The 14,769-nt window shown below is 69.7% G+C and carries 14 protein-coding genes and 2 pseudogenes; 5 read left to right on the top strand and 11 right to left on the bottom strand.

The window, feature by feature from the left end:
- Positions 1 to 42: 42 nt before the first annotated feature.
- Positions 43 to 621, bottom strand: coding sequence for a hypothetical protein (locus AB0L91_RS01905; RefSeq protein WP_357344656.1), 579 nt, complete (start codon positions 619 to 621; stop codon positions 43 to 45).
- Between the two features lie 137 nt (positions 622 to 758).
- A complete protein-coding gene (gene miaB, locus AB0L91_RS01910; protein WP_365006895.1) occupies positions 759 to 2,300 on the bottom strand; it encodes a tRNA (N6-isopentenyl adenosine(37)-C2)-methylthiotransferase MiaB in 1,542 nt (513 codons plus the stop codon).
- Positions 2,301 to 2,523: 223 nt separating this feature from the next.
- Between miaB and AB0L91_RS01915 the strand changes: the two genes are divergently transcribed.
- From AB0L91_RS01915 to AB0L91_RS01930, 4 genes are all read left to right on the top strand, one after another.
- Positions 2,524 to 3,252, top strand: a complete 729-nt coding sequence (locus AB0L91_RS01915; RefSeq protein ID WP_355277854.1) for an amino acid ABC transporter ATP-binding protein — start codon at positions 2,524 to 2,526, stop codon at positions 3,250 to 3,252.
- Positions 3,253 to 3,284: 32 nt separating this feature from the next.
- Positions 3,285 to 4,121 (top strand): glutamate ABC transporter substrate-binding protein, encoded by an 837-nt coding sequence (locus AB0L91_RS01920; RefSeq protein WP_355277667.1) that lies wholly within the window; start codon positions 3,285 to 3,287, stop codon positions 4,119 to 4,121.
- 92 nt (positions 4,122 to 4,213) lie between these two features.
- Positions 4,214 to 4,885, top strand: a complete 672-nt coding sequence (locus AB0L91_RS01925; RefSeq protein WP_355277669.1) for an amino acid ABC transporter permease — start codon at positions 4,214 to 4,216, stop codon at positions 4,883 to 4,885.
- Complete coding sequence (locus tag AB0L91_RS01930) at positions 4,882 to 5,775, top strand: amino acid ABC transporter permease (RefSeq protein WP_355277672.1); 894 nt, start codon at positions 4,882 to 4,884, stop codon at positions 5,773 to 5,775. Before AB0L91_RS01925 ends, AB0L91_RS01930 begins: the two co-directional genes overlap by 4 nt.
- Before the next feature lie 259 nt (positions 5,776 to 6,034).
- Here AB0L91_RS01930 and AB0L91_RS01935 read toward each other — a convergent pair whose 3' ends face one another.
- From AB0L91_RS01935 to AB0L91_RS01975, 9 genes and pseudogenes are all read right to left on the bottom strand, one after another.
- Complete coding sequence (locus AB0L91_RS01935) at positions 6,035 to 6,895, bottom strand: 3-hydroxyacyl-CoA dehydrogenase (protein WP_365006896.1); 861 nt, start codon at positions 6,893 to 6,895, stop codon at positions 6,035 to 6,037.
- Between the two features lie 174 nt (positions 6,896 to 7,069).
- On the bottom strand, positions 7,070 to 8,038 hold the full coding sequence (locus tag AB0L91_RS01940; RefSeq protein WP_365006897.1) for a glycine betaine ABC transporter substrate-binding protein: 969 nt from the start codon (positions 8,036 to 8,038) through the stop codon (positions 7,070 to 7,072).
- Complete coding sequence (locus AB0L91_RS01945; protein WP_357344645.1) at positions 8,035 to 8,802, bottom strand: ABC transporter permease; 768 nt, start codon at positions 8,800 to 8,802, stop codon at positions 8,035 to 8,037. The genes AB0L91_RS01940 and AB0L91_RS01945 overlap by 4 nt, the downstream gene beginning before the upstream one ends.
- Entirely contained in the window at positions 8,799 to 9,971 is a 1,173-nt protein-coding gene (locus AB0L91_RS01950) for an ATP-binding cassette domain-containing protein (protein WP_365006898.1), read from the bottom strand. The genes AB0L91_RS01945 and AB0L91_RS01950 overlap by 4 nt, the downstream gene beginning before the upstream one ends.
- Positions 9,964 to 10,614 (bottom strand): ABC transporter permease, encoded by a 651-nt coding sequence (locus tag AB0L91_RS01955; protein ID WP_365011142.1) that lies wholly within the window; start codon positions 10,612 to 10,614, stop codon positions 9,964 to 9,966. The genes AB0L91_RS01950 and AB0L91_RS01955 overlap by 8 nt, the downstream gene beginning before the upstream one ends.
- A 416-nt stretch (positions 10,615 to 11,030) precedes the next feature.
- A pseudogene (locus tag AB0L91_RS01960) lies at positions 11,031 to 11,201 on the bottom strand (recombination regulator RecX); the annotation flags it as partial.
- 369 nt (positions 11,202 to 11,570) lie between these two features.
- Positions 11,571 to 12,449, bottom strand: a pseudogene (locus AB0L91_RS01965) (regulatory protein RecX); the annotation flags it as partial.
- A 3-nt stretch (positions 12,450 to 12,452) separates the two neighbouring features.
- On the bottom strand, positions 12,453 to 13,490 hold the full coding sequence (recA, locus tag AB0L91_RS01970) for a recombinase RecA (RefSeq protein ID WP_019048052.1): 1,038 nt from the start codon (positions 13,488 to 13,490) through the stop codon (positions 12,453 to 12,455).
- A 175-nt stretch (positions 13,491 to 13,665) separates the two neighbouring features.
- A complete protein-coding gene (locus AB0L91_RS01975; protein WP_365006899.1) occupies positions 13,666 to 14,115 on the bottom strand; it encodes a nuclear transport factor 2 family protein in 450 nt (149 codons plus the stop codon).
- A 127-nt stretch (positions 14,116 to 14,242) separates the two neighbouring features.
- On the opposite strand from AB0L91_RS01975, the gene AB0L91_RS01980 reads away from it, so the two are divergent.
- Positions 14,243 to 14,758, top strand: coding sequence for a CGNR zinc finger domain-containing protein (locus tag AB0L91_RS01980; protein ID WP_365006900.1), 516 nt, complete (start codon positions 14,243 to 14,245; stop codon positions 14,756 to 14,758).
- Positions 14,759 to 14,769 lie beyond the last annotated feature (11 nt).

A 14,769-nucleotide genomic window follows, 5' to 3' on the forward strand; every position in this document is an offset into this window, starting at 1 on the left:
AAACCCCCGACCGGTCCGGTCGGGGGTTTCTTCGTTCGGGGCCTACTCTTCGCCGGTCAGGCGCTTGCGGTCGCGTTCCTCCGCCTCGCGCGCGGCGTTGCGGCGCTGTTCCTCGGCGGCGAGCTGCACGGCGGTCCGGCTCCAGACGACGCGGATCCAGTGGAAGGTGAGCACCATGATCGCGATCGTGCCCAGGATCAGGCCGATGCCGGGGCCCGCGCCCTCGTAGTTGCCCAGGCCCGGGGTCTGCCGGTGCCAGATCGACAGCACGCCGAACACGCTGGCGACCGCCGAACCGGCGCAGGCCAGCCAGGCCAGCACCCAGCGGCGGGTGGTCAGCGCGAGCAGCGAGAAGCCGACACCGAAGACGATGACCAGCCAGACGAAGATCCGCGACGGCAGGCCGATGTGCTCGACGCCCGCGGCGTCGGTGTTCAGCAGCACGTCGAAGCCGCGCGCGGTGCCCGCCGTCGGCAGCACCAGGGAGATCAGCAGCGCGAAGACCGCGCCCGCCACGACCAGCGCCCGCGCGCCGGGATCGATCTCGCCGGCGATGCGGCGTTCCACCGCGTCGAGTTCACCGCGGAACTGTTCGAATTCCTTGTCGTCCACCCGGTTCACCGCGTCATCGCTCCTGTCCGCAGGCTGCTCGTTGCTGGTCTCGTGTGCGCCGGGCTCTACTGTGCCATCCCCGTCCGCGCCACCGGCACCCGACCCACTACGTCCGGTAGTAGATTCGGGTTCCTCCGGCGTCGCGGTCACGAGCAGCCGGTCGAGCAGCCACTGCTGACCGGCTCGACCGCGGGCGCGCCGATCCGCGGCAGCCCGAGGCCGACGCCGATCGGTTCGGTCTTCGGCGTCACGCCGCGCTCGTGCGCGTCGCCCGCCCTGGTGCGCCGGTGCGACTTCACCACGCCGTCGGCGATCAGGTGGTGCGGCGCGGCCTCGGTGATGTCGACGACGACGAGGTCGCCCGGCCGGATCCCCGCGTCGGCGCCGGGCCGGAAGTGCACCAGCCTGCCGTCGCGCGCGCGGCCGCTCATCCGGGCGGTGGCGGCGTTCTTCTTGCCCGCGCCGTCGGCGACGAGCAGCTCCACCTCGGTGCCGATCAGTGCCTGATTGGCCTCCAGCGAGACCTGCTCCTGCAGCGCGATCAGCCGGTCGTAGCGCTCCTGCACGACGGCCTTGGGCAGCTGGTCGGGCAGTTCGGCGGCGGGCGTCCCGGGCCGCTTGGAGTACTGGAAGGTGTAGGCGCTGGTGAACCGCGCCCGGCGCACGACGTCCAGGGTCTCCTGGAAGTCCTCCTCGGTCTCCCCGGGGAAGCCGACGATGATGTCGGTGGTGATCGAGGCGTGCGGCATCGCGGCGCGCACCTTGTCGATGATCCCGAGGAAGCGCTCCTTGCGGTAGGAGCGGCGCATCGCCTTGAGCACCCGGTCCGACCCGGATTGCAGCGGCATGTGCAGCTGTGGGCACACGGTCGGGGTCTGCGCCATCGCCTCGATGACGTCGTCGGTGAACTCGGCCGGGTGCGGGGAGGTGAACCGCACCCGCTCCAGGCCCTCGATCTGCCCGGTCGCGCGCAGCAGCTGGGCGAAGGCCCCGCGATCGCGCGGCTGCTCCGGGTCGACGAAGTTCACGCCGTAGGAGTTGACGTTCTGGCCGAGCAGCGTCACCTCGAGCACACCCTGGTCGACCAGGGCCTGCACCTCGGCGAGCACGTCACCGGGGCGGCGGTCGACCTCCTTGCCGCGCAGCGCGGGCACGATACAGAAGGTGCAGGTGTTGTTGCAGCCCACCGAGATCGACACCCAGCCCGCATAGGCCGATTCCCGCTTGGCCGGCAGCGTCGAGGGGAACGCCTCGAGCGATTCCAGGATCTCGACCTGGGCTTCCTCGTTGTGCCTGGCCCGCTCGAGCAGCACCGGCAGCGAGCCGATGTTGTGCGTGCCGAACACCACGTCGACCCAGGGCGCCTTGCGCACGACGGTCTCGCGGTCCTTCTGCGCCAGGCAGCCGCCGACGGCGATCTGCATGCCGGGCCTGCCCTGCTTGACCGGCGCCAGGTGCCCGAGGGTGCCGTAGAGCTTGTTGTCGGCGTTCTCGCGCACCGCGCAGGTGTTGAACACCACCAGGTCGGGGGTGTCGGAGGGCGCCGCCTTCACATAGCCCGCGTCTTCGAGCAGGCCGGACAAGCGTTCGGAGTCGTGTACGTTCATCTGGCAGCCGAAGGTGCGGACCTCGTAACTGCGCGCCTGCGTCTGCGCGCGCTCCGTCGCGTTCTGTCCGTTCGAATCCACCCGTCCAGGGTACGGGCCGCACCCGAGGTGGTCTGCGTCGCGTCCGGGAGTCGCCCGTGGTACCGGCAGGTTACCGGCCGGTGTCGTTTCGGCGTGCCGTTGCGGCGAGTCACGGAAAGCCGGGCAAATCTCCGAAGAACGCCTAAGGTTTCTGACCATGACCGACGACGCCGCACCCGCGACCGGGAAAGCCGACGCCGCAGCCACTGCTGGCGCGCCGCCGATGATCTCGATGCGCAACGTGGACAAACACTTCGGTGATCTCCACGTTCTGCGCCACATCAACCTGGAAGTTCCGCGCGGGCAGGTCGTGATCGTCCTGGGCCCCTCGGGCTCGGGCAAGTCCACCCTGTGCCGCACGATCAACCGGCTCGAACCGATCGATTCCGGCGACATCGCCGTCGACGGTGTCGCCCTGCCCGCCGAAGGCAAGGCGCTGGCCGCGCTGCGCGCCGAGGTCGGCATGGTGTTCCAGTCGTTCAATCTGTTCGCGCACAAGACGATCCTCGAGAACGTCATGCTCGCGCCGCTGAAGGTCCGCGGCATCAAGAAGGACGACGCGCGCAAGAACGCGCTCGCCCTGCTCGACCGGGTCGGCATCGCCAACCAGGCCGAGAAGTACCCGGCGCAGCTCTCGGGTGGTCAGCAGCAGCGCGTGGCCATCGCCCGCTCGCTCGCGATGGACCCGAAGGTCATGCTCTTCGACGAGCCCACCTCGGCGCTGGACCCGGAGATGGTCAACGAGGTGCTCGAGGTGATGGTCTCGCTCGCCAAGGAGGGCATGACGATGCTCGTCGTGACCCACGAGATGGGCTTCGCCCGCCGGGCGGGCGATCGCGTGCTGTTCATGGCCGACGGCGAGATCGTCGAGGACACCGCGCCCGAGACCTTCTTCACCGCGCCCGCCTCGGACCGTGCCAAGGACTTCCTCGGCAAAATTCTCAGTCACTGACCATCCACCCATCACCAGGAGAAGGACACTCGATGAGGATCAATCGTGCGATGCGGGTCGGAATCGGCGCCGCGGCACTGGCATTGGCTGCCACGCTCACCGCGGGCTGCGGCGGCGGTGACGAGGGGTCGGTGCTCGACCACGCCAAGGACGGCAAGCTGACCGTCGGCATCAAGTTCGACCAGCCGGGCCTCGGCCTGCGCAACACCGACGGCACCTACAGCGGGTTCGACGTCGAGGTGGCCAAGTACGTCGCCGACAAGCTGGGCGTGAAGCCGGAGAACATCACCTTCAAGGAGTCGCCGTCGGCGCAGCGCGAGACGCTGCTCGAGAACGGTCAGGTCGACTACGTCGTCGCGACCTACTCGATCACCGACAAGCGCAAGGAGAAGGTCGACTTCGCCGGCCCGTACTATATCGCCGGTCAGGACCTGCTGGTGCGCGCCGACAACACCGACATCACCGGCCCGGACTCGCTCGCGGGCAAGAAGGTCTGCTCGGTCAAGGGCTCCACCCCGGCGCAGAACATCAAGGACAAGTACCCGCAGGCGCAGCTGCAGACCTACGACACGTACTCGCTGTGCATCGAGGCGCTGCGTGGCGGCGCGATGGACGCGGTCACCACCGACAACGTGATCCTCGCCGGTTACGCCGCGCAGTCGCCGGGCTCCTACAAGCTCGTCAACAAGCCCTTCACCACCGAGAAGTACGGCATCGGTATCAAGAAGGGCGAGTCCGAGGCGCGCACCAAGATCAACGACGCGATCGAGGCGATGATCGCCGACGGTTCGTGGAAGGCCGCGCTGGAGAAGTCCTTCGCGGGCACCGGTTTCGCGATCCCGCAGCCGCCGACCGTCGACCGCTACTGATCACCTCCGCGATGGCGGCCCGGGACGTCCCGGGCCGCCATCGCGGGTGAAGTCCTGCTGACCCTTCCACATCGATCGGAGGACGCGCGTCCGTGTTCGACCTGATCTCGAGGTACGACTCCGAAATCCTCGACGCCTTCTGGGTGACCATCAAGCTGACGTTCTTCTCCGCGATCGGCGCGCTGGTCCTCGGCACCCTCGTCGCCGGCATGCGCGTGTCCCCCATCCCGGTCGCGCGCTGGGTCGGCTCCGTCTACGTCTCGATCTTCCGCAACACCCCGCTGACGCTGATCATCGTGTTCTGCTCGCTCGGCCTCTACACCACGCTGGGCTGGAAGCTGGCCGGTGATTCGCTGGCGGACAACAACTATCGCTGGGCGATCGTCGGCCTGAGCGTCTACACCGCGGCGTTCGTCTGCGAGTCGCTGCGCGCGGGCATCAACACGGTGCCGCTGGGCCAGTCCGAGGCGGGCCGCTCGCTCGGCTTCGGCTTCGCGCAGAACCTGCGCCTGGTGGTGCTGCCGCAGGCCTTCCGCGCGGTCATCGCCCCGCTGGGCAGCGTGCTGATCGCCCTGACGAAGAACTCGACCATCGCCTCGGTGATCGGTGTCGGCGAGGCCGCGTTCCTGATGAGCGAGATGAACGAGAACGAAGCCGCGCTGCTCGCGATCGGCGCGATCTTCGCCCTCGGCTTCGTCATTCTCACCCTGCCGACCGGCCTGTTCTTCGGCTGGCTGGCCAAGCGATTCGAGGTAGCCCGATGAGCGCAGCGTCGGTCCTGTTCGACGCGCCGGGCCCCCGCGCGCGCGTCCGGCATCACTTCTACTCGGTCCTGGTCGTCGTCGCGCTGGCCGCCTTCGGCTGGCTGCTCTACGACGCGTTCGCCGAGCAGGGCCAGTTCACCGCCGAGAAGTGGAAGCCGTTCCTGGAAGCGGGTGTCTGGGAGACCTACCTGCTGCCGGGCCTGCGGGGCACGCTGACCGCGGCGGTCATCTCGATCGTGTTCGCGCTGATCTTCGGCATGATCTTCGGCATCCTGCGGTTGTCGGACCACAAGTGGGTCCGCTGGATCGCGGGCGCGATCGTCGAGCTGGCCAGGGCGATCCCCGTGCTGATCCTGATGATCTTCCTGTTCGCTGTGTTCGGCGAGTACAAGGTCTTCCGGTCCGACGATCTGGCGCTGGCCGCGGTCGTCATCGCGCTGGTCATCTACAACGCCTCGGTCATCGCCGAGATCGTGCGCGCGGGCATCCGGTCGCTGCCCAAGGGCCAGACCGAGGCCGCGGTGGCGCTGGGCATGCGCAAGACCCAGCTGATGCGCCTGATCCTGCTGCCGCAGGCGGTCACGGCGATGCTGCCCGCCCTGGTCTCGCAGATGGTGGTGGTGCTCAAGGACACCGCGCTGGGCTACCAGATCACCTACGTGGAACTGGTGCGCGCCGGTCAGCAGGAGGGTGCCGCGCAGCAGAACACCATCCCCGCGCTGATGGTCGTGGCGCTGATCATGATCTCACTGAACCTGGCGCTGACCTTCCTGGCGACCACGCTGGAGAAGCGGCTGCGGTCGCGGCGCAAGAAGGGCGGCGGTGCCGTGGTCGCCGCCGACTCGATCGTCACCGACGCCGCGCCCGGCGTGGACATCACGAAGAACTAGCTCGACGACGACCCACCGCGGGGCCCGGTCCGGACGGATCGGGCCCCGCGGTGTGTTCGCTAGTCTTCGCCGAGAAGACCGAATTCGCGCAGCAGCGGCCCGATCTCGGTGTCGTCGAGCTTCTTCAGCAACCGGTGGCGGACGAAATCCGGCCCGGGCAGGCTCATCTCCGCCCGTTTGCAGATCTTCTGGATTTGACGTCCTCCCCGCCCTGGCAGAACCGACTTCCTCTGTCCGTTGGCGGCGATGTCGAGCGGGACTACCCGGTGTAGCGGTAGAACCCCTCCCCGGTGGCGGCGCCGAGCTTGCCCTTGTCGATGTAGTTCTCCTTGAGCCAGGCCGCGAGCTTCTTGTGCGCGTCGTTGCCGTTGACCAGGATGTTGTACGGGGTGCTCAGGCCGACGATGTCGAGGATCTGGAACGGGCCCATCGGGGCGCCGGTGGCGATGCGCCAGGTCTCGTCGACCGCGGCGGGTTCGGCGTAGCCGCCCGCGGCGAGCTCGATGCCGGAGTTCAGGAACGGCACGAGCAGCGAGTTGAGGACGTAGCCCGCCTTCTCCTTGTGCAATTCGATCGGCACCATGCCGATGGCCCGGGCGAACGCGACCACGGCCTGGAACACCGCCGGATCGGTGCGCTCGGTGCCCATCACCTCGGCGGTGTTGAACTTCCAGACGTGATTGGCGAAGTGCAGCGCCAGGAATCGGTCGGGGCGGCCGGTGGCGTCGACGATGTCGCTGGGCAGCAGCGTCGAGGAGTTCGTCGCGAACACGGTGCGTTCGGGCGCGAGCGTCGCGAGCTTGCCGTAGAGGTCGCGCTTGATCTCGAGGACCTCGGGCACCGCCTCGATGATCAGGTCCGCCTCGCTCGCGGCGACGGCCAGATCGGTGGTGAGCGTGATACCCGCGGCGGTCGCTGAGGTGTTGCTCGCGTCGGCGCCGTCGACGTCCTGCTGGTACACCGTGGCGAGTTCGTCGAATCGGGCACGCGCCGCGGTGATCGCCTTGTCGTCGATGTCGTAGGCGGTCACCTCGAAGCCGTGGAAGGCGGTCTGGAACGCGATCTGGGATCCGAGCACCCCCGTCCCCAGGACGGTCACCTTGCGGAATTCGATCGTCATGCGTCATCCTCCCAGTCGGGAAGCGGACCCCCACACCGCTCCGCGTTTCGGTTGCCGGTGTCTCCACCGCCGTCCATCATGGCCCGGGAAGCTGAGCGCGTGGTGTGAAGAAGCCCCGCGTTTCGGACATCCCGGGCGGACGCCGGTAACAGTTCGGCACACCGCCGCGGTGGGTCAGCCCGCGGTGACGAGTCCCTCCGCGACCATCCAGTCGCGGGCGACGTCGGCCGGTTCGCGGCCGCCGATGTCGACCTGGCGGTTGAGCTCGGTGATCACCGCGTTGGTCAGGCGCGCGGAGATCGGCGCCATGATCGAAGCGACTTCGGGGTGCGCATCGGCGAACGGGCCGTGCATGACCAGCGCGGCGTTGTACTTCGGGAAGAAGCCGCGGTCGTCGTCGAGCAGCACCAGATCCAGCGCCGGGATGCGGCCGTCGGTGGCGGCGACCGAGCCGAACCGGCACTGCTTCGCGTCGGCCGTCGCCTGGTAGACGAGCGCGTCCTGGACGATCTGTTTCGGCACGGCACCGACATCGATGCCGTACTTGCGGGCCATTCCCGGGTAGCCGTCCTGGCGGACGTTGAACTCGGTGCCGACGCAGGTACCGGCCGCGGCCGGGTCCTTCGCGATCAGGGCCGCGTAGTCCGACAGCGTGCGCACCCCGGTCTCCTCGGCGGTGCGCCTGCTGGTGACCAGGGCGTAGGTGTTGTTCATCGGCGCCATCGCGGCCCACACCATGTCGTGTTCGGCGCGGTCGGCGTCGCGGACGAGTTCGAACTGCCGTACCTCATCGGGTTCGGGTGTCTCGTTGCCCAGGTAGTTGATCCAGCCCGTGCCGGTGTAGTCGTAGGCGATGTCGACCTGACCGTGCAGCTGGGCGTCGCGCAGGCTGTTGGAGCCCTGGATATTGGTCAGGTCACGCACGTTCGCGCCCGCCGCGGTGAGGGCGAATTCGATCAGGTAGCCGAGGATGTTGGCCTCGGTGAAGTCCTTGGAGCCCACGGTGACCGCGACCCCGTCGAGCGCGGGCACGGCCACGATGCTGCCCGGTCCCACCGGCAGCGGCACCGAACCGCCCGACTGCAGACCACAACTCGCCAGCAGCAGCACCCCGGCCACGCCGAGCCATCGGGTGATCCTCACCGCAACCCCCTCGGTCCGAGGAACTGTTCGGCCAGTGCGCCCAGCCAGTCGACGAACAGGGCAAGGGCCACGGCCAGCACCGCGCCCACCGTCAGGGTGACGGTGTCGCGCAGCTTGTAGCCGGTGTCGATGAGGATGCCGAGCCCGCCCGCGCTCACCAGGAACGACAGCGTCGCGGTGCCGACGGCCAGCACCAGCGAGGTGCGCAGCCCGGCCAAGATGTAGGGCACCGCGAGCGGGAACTCGATGCGCCGCAACACCTGCGCCGCCGACATCCCCTGTCCGCGACCGGCGTCGACCAGCGCCGGGTCGACCTCCTGGTAGCCCAGGATCGTGTTGCGCAACACCGGCAGTAGCGAGCAGAACGCGATCGGCGCGACCCCCACCCAGAATCCGGTGGTGCGGGTGACCAGGTAGCACAGCACGATCAGGCCGATGGCGGGCGCCGACGCCCCGATATTGGCGATGCCGACGAAGATCGGCGCGAACCCGCGGAATCCGGGCCGGGTGAGCAGCGTGCCCAGCGGCACCGCCACCGCGACGACGATGATCACCACCGCCGCGGTGATCAGGATGTGCTGCCAGGTGACCTCGGCGATGTTGCCCGCGCTGATGCTGGCCTGCTGGGTGAGCGTGAGGTCGCGCCGGAACGCCCACACCAGCACGCCGACGGTGAGGATCAGCACGATCACCGGCTGCACGAGCAGCCGCAGGAATTCGGCGCGCCGCTGCGCGGCCGGTGCGGCGGGCGCGTTCGCGGTCATGCCTGGACCGTCTCGGCGGTCCCGGCGGCGGCCAGGTGGCTGATCAGCGTGTCGACGGTGACCACGCCAGCGAACGCGCCGGTGTTGTCGACGACCACGGCCGAGGCCGTGCGTTCGGTGAGCAGGATCGTGAGCGCGTCCTGGAGGGTCGCGTCGGTGGGCAGTGTGGTCCGGATCGGGGTGCCGAGGTCGCGCAGTGAATCCGCGTGCGCGAGTTCGCCCGCCGCGATCCGGCGGGCCGGGGTGCGGTCGGCGGCGAGAACGATGCCCCAGTCCTGCCGCGCGGTGCGCAGGCGGTCGGTGAGGTCGGCCGGGGCGGTGTCCTCGGGGACGGCGATGCCCTGGTCCAGGTCCAGGTCGGCGAGGACGGCGAGACCGAGGCGGTCGATGGTGGCGGTGTTGCCGACGAACCCGGCGACGGTGTCGTCGGCGGGAGCGGCCAGGATCGCCGCCGGGGTGTCGTACTGGAGGATGCGGGACCGCTCGCCCAGGACGGCGATCCGGTCGCCGAGTTTCACGGCCTCGCCGAAATCGTGGGTGACGAAGACGATGGTCTTGCCGAGTTCGCCCTGCAGGCGCAGCAATTCGTCCTGGAGCAGCGCGCGGGTGATCGGATCGACGGCGCCGAACGGCTCGTCCATCAGCAGGACCGGCGGATCGGCCGCCAGCGCCCTGGCCACCCCGACGCGCTGCTGCTGCCCGCCGGAGAGCTGGCGCGGGTAGCGGCCCCGGTAGACGGCGGGGTCGAGGCCGACGAGGCCGAGCATCTCGTCCACGCGGGCCTGGGTGCGCTTGCGGTCCCAGCCGAGCAGGCCCGGCACCGTGGCGATGTTCCTGGCGACGGTCAGGTGCGGGAACAGCCCGGCCTGCTGGATGGAATAGCCGATGCCACGGCGCAATTCGTCGGCGTCGATGGCGGCGGCGTCGCGGCCGCCGATGGTGACGGTGCCCGAGGTGGGCTCGATCAGCCGGTTGATCATCCGCATGGTGGTGGTCTTGCCGCACCCGGAGGGCCCGACCAGCACCACGATCTCCCCGGCCGGGATGGTCATGCTGACCTCCTCGACCGCCGGATCGGGCTGGTCGGGATAGCGCTTGGTGACCCGGTCGAGCACGATCTCGACCCCGGAGACCGCGGCGGTGCCGGTGGTGGTGTCGGTGTCAGTCACGAATTCCCCTCGAGATGGTGAGCCGGCCGAGCAGCATCAGGACGCCGTCGAGCGCGAGTGCGAGCACGACGATGAGCACGGTCCCGGTCAGTGCCTGCGGCACCGCGTTCGGGCTGCCGAGGCGCGAGAGCCCGGAGAAGATGAGATTGCCGAGGCCGGGGCCTTTCGCGTACGCGGCCAGGGCCAGGATGCCCATGATCATCTGGGTGCTGACCCGCATCCCGGCCAGGATCGACGGCCACGCCAGCGGCAGCTCGATCGCGGTCAGCAGTCGCAGCCGGTTCATCCCCACACCGCGCGCGGCGTCGATCACCGCCGGATCCACCGATGCCAGCCCGAGCACGGTGTTGCGCAGGATCGGCAGCAGCGCGTACAGCACCAGCGCCACGATCGTCGGCCCGACCCCGAGGCCGAGGAACGGGATCAACAGGCCGAGCAGCGCGAACGACGGGACGGTGAGGATCGCCCCCGCGCTCGCGGTCGCCGCCGCGGAGCCGAGCGGGCTCCGGTACACGAGCACCCCGACGAGCACCGCGACGATCGTCGCCAGCGCCAGCGACTGCACCACCGCCGACACGTGCAGATACGAATCGACCAGCAACTGCTCGCGCCGGTTCACCACGAACGACCACAACGCGTCCAGGGTCCACCTCCCCGTAGTTCGGCGGCCACACCGGGCCCTGTCCCCCGGAATGCCCACCCCGACCTCGGGTGAAACACCCCGTCACCACACCCCCGCCGCAGTCTGCGACGCTCGAATCTGCCTGCGCGAAACCACGTTTCGCCGGCGCCGAATCATCCTACGCGCCGCGCCTCCCGCACGGGGGCTGTTCCCGGCACCGGCCGTGCGGCAGTAGCTCGCCGCTGCGGCCGACAGCGTTCCGGCATCGCGGTCGTCGGGCGGACCCCGCGTTGCGCGGCGTCGGGCGTCCGCGGTGCGGAGGCGACGGGACACCCGCGTGATCCAGCGTTCTCGCACGGACAACGCTTCGGCGTGTCGGCCACCGGCTCGGTGTTCTCGCGCGGGCAGCGCACCCAGCGAGGTTCGGCCACCCCGGTTCAGCGATCGGCCTCGGCCAGTTCGGCTTTGACGACCGCGTAGGCGACGGAGGGGCGGTAGCCGCGGCGGGCGAGCATGTCGACGAGGCGACGGGTGACCTTGGCGCGGTCGAGGTCGGCGGGGATCGCGCGGAGTTTGCGGCGGACCAGGTCGGCGGCGGCCTGATCGTCGCCGGGGACCGGGCGGCGCGGCGCGCGCCGGTCGGGCACCAGATCCGGGTCGGCGGTGTCGTCGGGCACTTCGCTGTCGGCCCGTGTGCTGACCGCGCGTGACCATCGGGAGCGGTCTCGGCGCGGGATGCCCTGGTCTCGGCCGTCCGGGACCGGCTCGGTCTCACTGTCGGCGTGGTCCGACGGATCATCCTCCGGTCGTTCGGGCCGTCGGCGATCGTGGGACCGCCCGGTCGCGCTCGAATCGAGCCCGGACACCCGGCGCGGCGGCGGGGGTGTCTGTTCGAAGCCTGCCTCGGCGAGTTCGGCGGTGACGACAGCGAACGCCGTGGACTGGTCGTAACCGCGCCGGGCCAGCATGCCGACGAGACGGCGGACGGCCTTGTCGCGGTCCAGGTCTCGGGACAGGGCGGTCAGTTTGCGGCGCACCAGGTCGGTGGCGCGGGCGCGTTCGGCGTCGTCGGTGACGCTCGCCAGCGCGTTCTCGGCCTCGGCGGGGGCGACGCCCTTGTCGCGCAGTTCGCGCTGTAGGGCACGCTTTCCGCGGCCGGAGTACGTATGGCGCTCGTGCACCCACTGTTCGGCGAAGGAACCATCGTCGACGAGGCCGACTTCGGCGAGCCGGTCGAGCGCGGCCGCGGTCACCTCGAGCCGGAAGCCCTTCTCCCCGAGGCGTTTCTCCAGCTCGGCCCGGCTGCGGGCGCGCACCGCCAGCAGATTCAGGCAGGCGTCCTTGGCCTGGTCGACGGTCGCCTTCGGACGGTCGCCCGGGGCGAGCCGGCGTGTGCCGGCCCGCCTGTCGGGCTCTCCCGGCTGGGATCCGGCCGCCACCGGATCCACCTGCCGCCCGTCGTCACCACCGACGCCGGTCGACAGGGAGTCTTTCTCGCGCCGGCCGGACTTCCGTCCGCGCCGGGCGCCACGGGGCCGTGCCCCGCTCCCCCACTCTTCATGATCATCCCCGATCCGCGCAGCGGAATCGTGCGGTTGATCATGATCGGCGAATCCGGTCGGGTGCGCGCGCTGCGGATCGCCCGCACCCGACCGAATTCCCCTGGCGTCCAGTTCGGCCCGGTGTACCCGAGCCGACCGGACGAGTTCGGTGTCCGCGCTGTCGCGGTGACGGTCTCGCCGCTGCGGCGGTTCCGGCGCCACCTCGATGCCGAGGCGGGCCAGCTGCCTGCGCATGTCCTCGACCGGATCCACCGCGTCGCGGGGCGCCCGGCCGCCGGAGGTCGGCGAGCCCATCGGCTAGAAGTCGGCGGGCGCGTCGGCCTCGGCGGTCAGGTCGGCGCCGATGCCCAGCTTCTCCTTGATCTTCTTCTCGATCTCGTCGCGCACGTCGGTGTTCTCCAGCAGGAACTTGCGGGCGTTCTCCTTGCCCTGACCCAGCTGGTCGCCCTCGTAGGTGTACCAGGAGCCGGACTTGCGGATGAAGCCGTGCTCGACGCCCATGTCGATGAGCGAGCCCTCCTTGGAGATGCCCTGGCCGTAGAGGATGTCGAACTCGGCCTGCTTGAACGGCGGGCTCACCTTGTTCTTGACGACCTTCACGCGGGTGCGGTTGCCGACCGCGTCGGAGCCGTCCTTGAGGGTCTCGATGCGGCGCACGTCCAGGCGCACGGAGGCGTAGAACTTCAGCGCCTTACCACCGGTGGTGGTCTCCGGCGAGCCGAACATGACGCCGATCTTCTCGCGCAGCTGGTTGATGAAGATGGCGGTGGTGCCCGAGCTGTTGAGCGCACCGGTCATCTTGCGCAGCGCCTGGCTCATGAGGCGGGCCTGCAGACCGACGTGGCTGTCACCCATCTCGCCCTCGATCTCGGCGCGCGGCACCAGGGCGGCGACGGAGTCGATGACGATGATGTCGATGGCGCCGGAACGCACCAGCATGTCGGCGATCTCGAGCGCCTGCTCACCGGTGTCGGGCTGGGAGACCAGCAGCGCGTCGGTGTCGACGCCCAGCTTGCGGGCGTAGTCGGGATCCAGCGCGTGCTCGGCGTCGATGAACGCGGCGACGCCGCCGGCGGCCTGGGCGTTGGCCACCGCGTGCAGCGCGACCGTGGTCTTACCCGAGGATTCCGGGCCGTAGATCTCGACGACGCGACCGCGCGGCAACCCGCCGATACCGAGCGCAACGTCGAGCGCGATGGAGCCGGTCGGGATGACGGAGATGGGCTGGCGGGCCTCCTCGCCCAGACGCATGACCGCGCCCTTGCCGAAGCTCTTCTCCACCTGCGCCAGTGCCAGCTCCAGCGCTTTGTCGCGATCGTAGGCCTGCGGTGCCATGATGTGGTCCCCTTCTCGAGGTGAGTGTCTCTCTGGTTGGCGCCCACAGTAGAGGCCGGCACCGACAAGTTCTGGCGCTCAGATTAGTCGAACACCCATTCGAGTCAAGCGACGCGCCCGGCAACACGCGAGGACCCGCAAACCCGGCGCACATCACACACCGCGGACCCCGCCGTCACCGCTGCGGCAGCACCGAATCGTCGCCCTCGGCGCGCGGCCCGAAGATCCGCCGCTCGGATTCGTCGATCCGCACGTCGTTGATGCTGGCCTCGCGCCGCGCCATCCGCCCGTCCGGCGCGAACTCCCACTGCTCGTTGCCGTAGCTGCGCCACCACTGCCCGGCCTCGTCGTGCCACTCGTACTGGAAGCGCACGGCGATGCGGTTGCCGTGGAAGGCCCACAGGTCCTTACGCAGGGCGTAGCCGTTCTCGGTGGACCACTTGCGGGTGAGGAACTCGACGATGGCGGCGTGGCCGGTGAAGAACTCGTCGCGGTTGCGCCACACCGAATCCTCGGTGTAAGCCGCGGCGACCCGCTCGGGATCGCGGGTGTTCCAGGCGTTTTCGGCGGCGAGCACCTTGGCGCGCGCGGATTCGAGGTCGAAGGGTGGCAGTGGCGGTCGCACGGGGGACCCCTTCCGGAATGTTAACTACCTATCAAGCGTTGACAGGTTAGACAGTAGGGTGACCCGGCAGCGCCGTCAACCCGTGAAATCGCGACAGTGGTTAGGAGATGAGTTGGTAACCTCAGGCATGCGCGATCCCCGTCCGCACACCGGCGAACCACCGGCTCTGGACCTGCTCAACACGCGGTGGGCGGGCGCCACCCCCGGTGACCTGCTCACCGATCTCGACGGGCTGCGGCTGTGGCTCGAGCTCACCGGACTCGCCGACCGCGTGCCCGCCGACGAGCACACCCTCACCGCGCTGCACGCCGCCCGCGACGCCGTCCACGCGGCGGTCACCGCCGCCGATCCCACCGCGCTCAACCAGGTGCTCGACCGGGGCAGGCTGCGCCGTGAACTCACCGCCGACGGCCCGCGCGACATCCCCGAGGTGGCCGACCCGGCCTGGCTGCCGGGCTGGCTCGCGGCCGACGATCTGCTGCGCCTGATCGCCGCGGCGCCGCACCGGATCCGCCAGTGCGCGCACCCGGACTGCGTGCTGTTCTTCTACGACACGTCCAAGAACGGCACCCGGCGCTGGCACTCCATGGCGACCTGCGGCAACCGCACCAAGGCCGCGCGGCACTACGCCAAGTCCAGCTGAGCGCCGCAGCG

Origin of the sequence: Nocardia sp. NPDC051833 (genome assembly GCF_040681225.1) — a bacterium.
Classification (GTDB): domain Bacteria; phylum Actinomycetota; class Actinomycetes; order Mycobacteriales; family Mycobacteriaceae; genus Nocardia.

Excerpts from the sequence above, each read along its gene's own strand:
- AB0L91_RS01930 (WP_355277672.1), top strand. The coding sequence starts at position 4,882 with ATGAGCGCAGCGTCGGTCCTGTTCGACGCGCCGGGCCCCCGCGCGCGC.
- AB0L91_RS01935 (WP_365006896.1), bottom strand. The coding sequence starts at position 6,895 with ATGACGATCGAATTCCGCAAGGTGACCGTCCTGGGGACGGGGGTGCTC.
- AB0L91_RS01945 (WP_357344645.1), bottom strand. The coding sequence starts at position 8,802 with ATGACCGCGAACGCGCCCGCCGCACCGGCCGCGCAGCGGCGCGCCGAA.
- recA (WP_019048052.1), bottom strand. The coding sequence starts at position 13,490 with ATGGCACCGCAGGCCTACGATCGCGACAAAGCGCTGGAGCTGGCACTG.
- AB0L91_RS01920 (WP_355277667.1), top strand. The coding sequence starts at position 3,285 with ATGAGGATCAATCGTGCGATGCGGGTCGGAATCGGCGCCGCGGCACTG.
- AB0L91_RS01915 (WP_355277854.1), top strand. The coding sequence starts at position 2,524 with ATGATCTCGATGCGCAACGTGGACAAACACTTCGGTGATCTCCACGTT.
- AB0L91_RS01980 (WP_365006900.1), top strand. The coding sequence starts at position 14,243 with ATGCGCGATCCCCGTCCGCACACCGGCGAACCACCGGCTCTGGACCTG.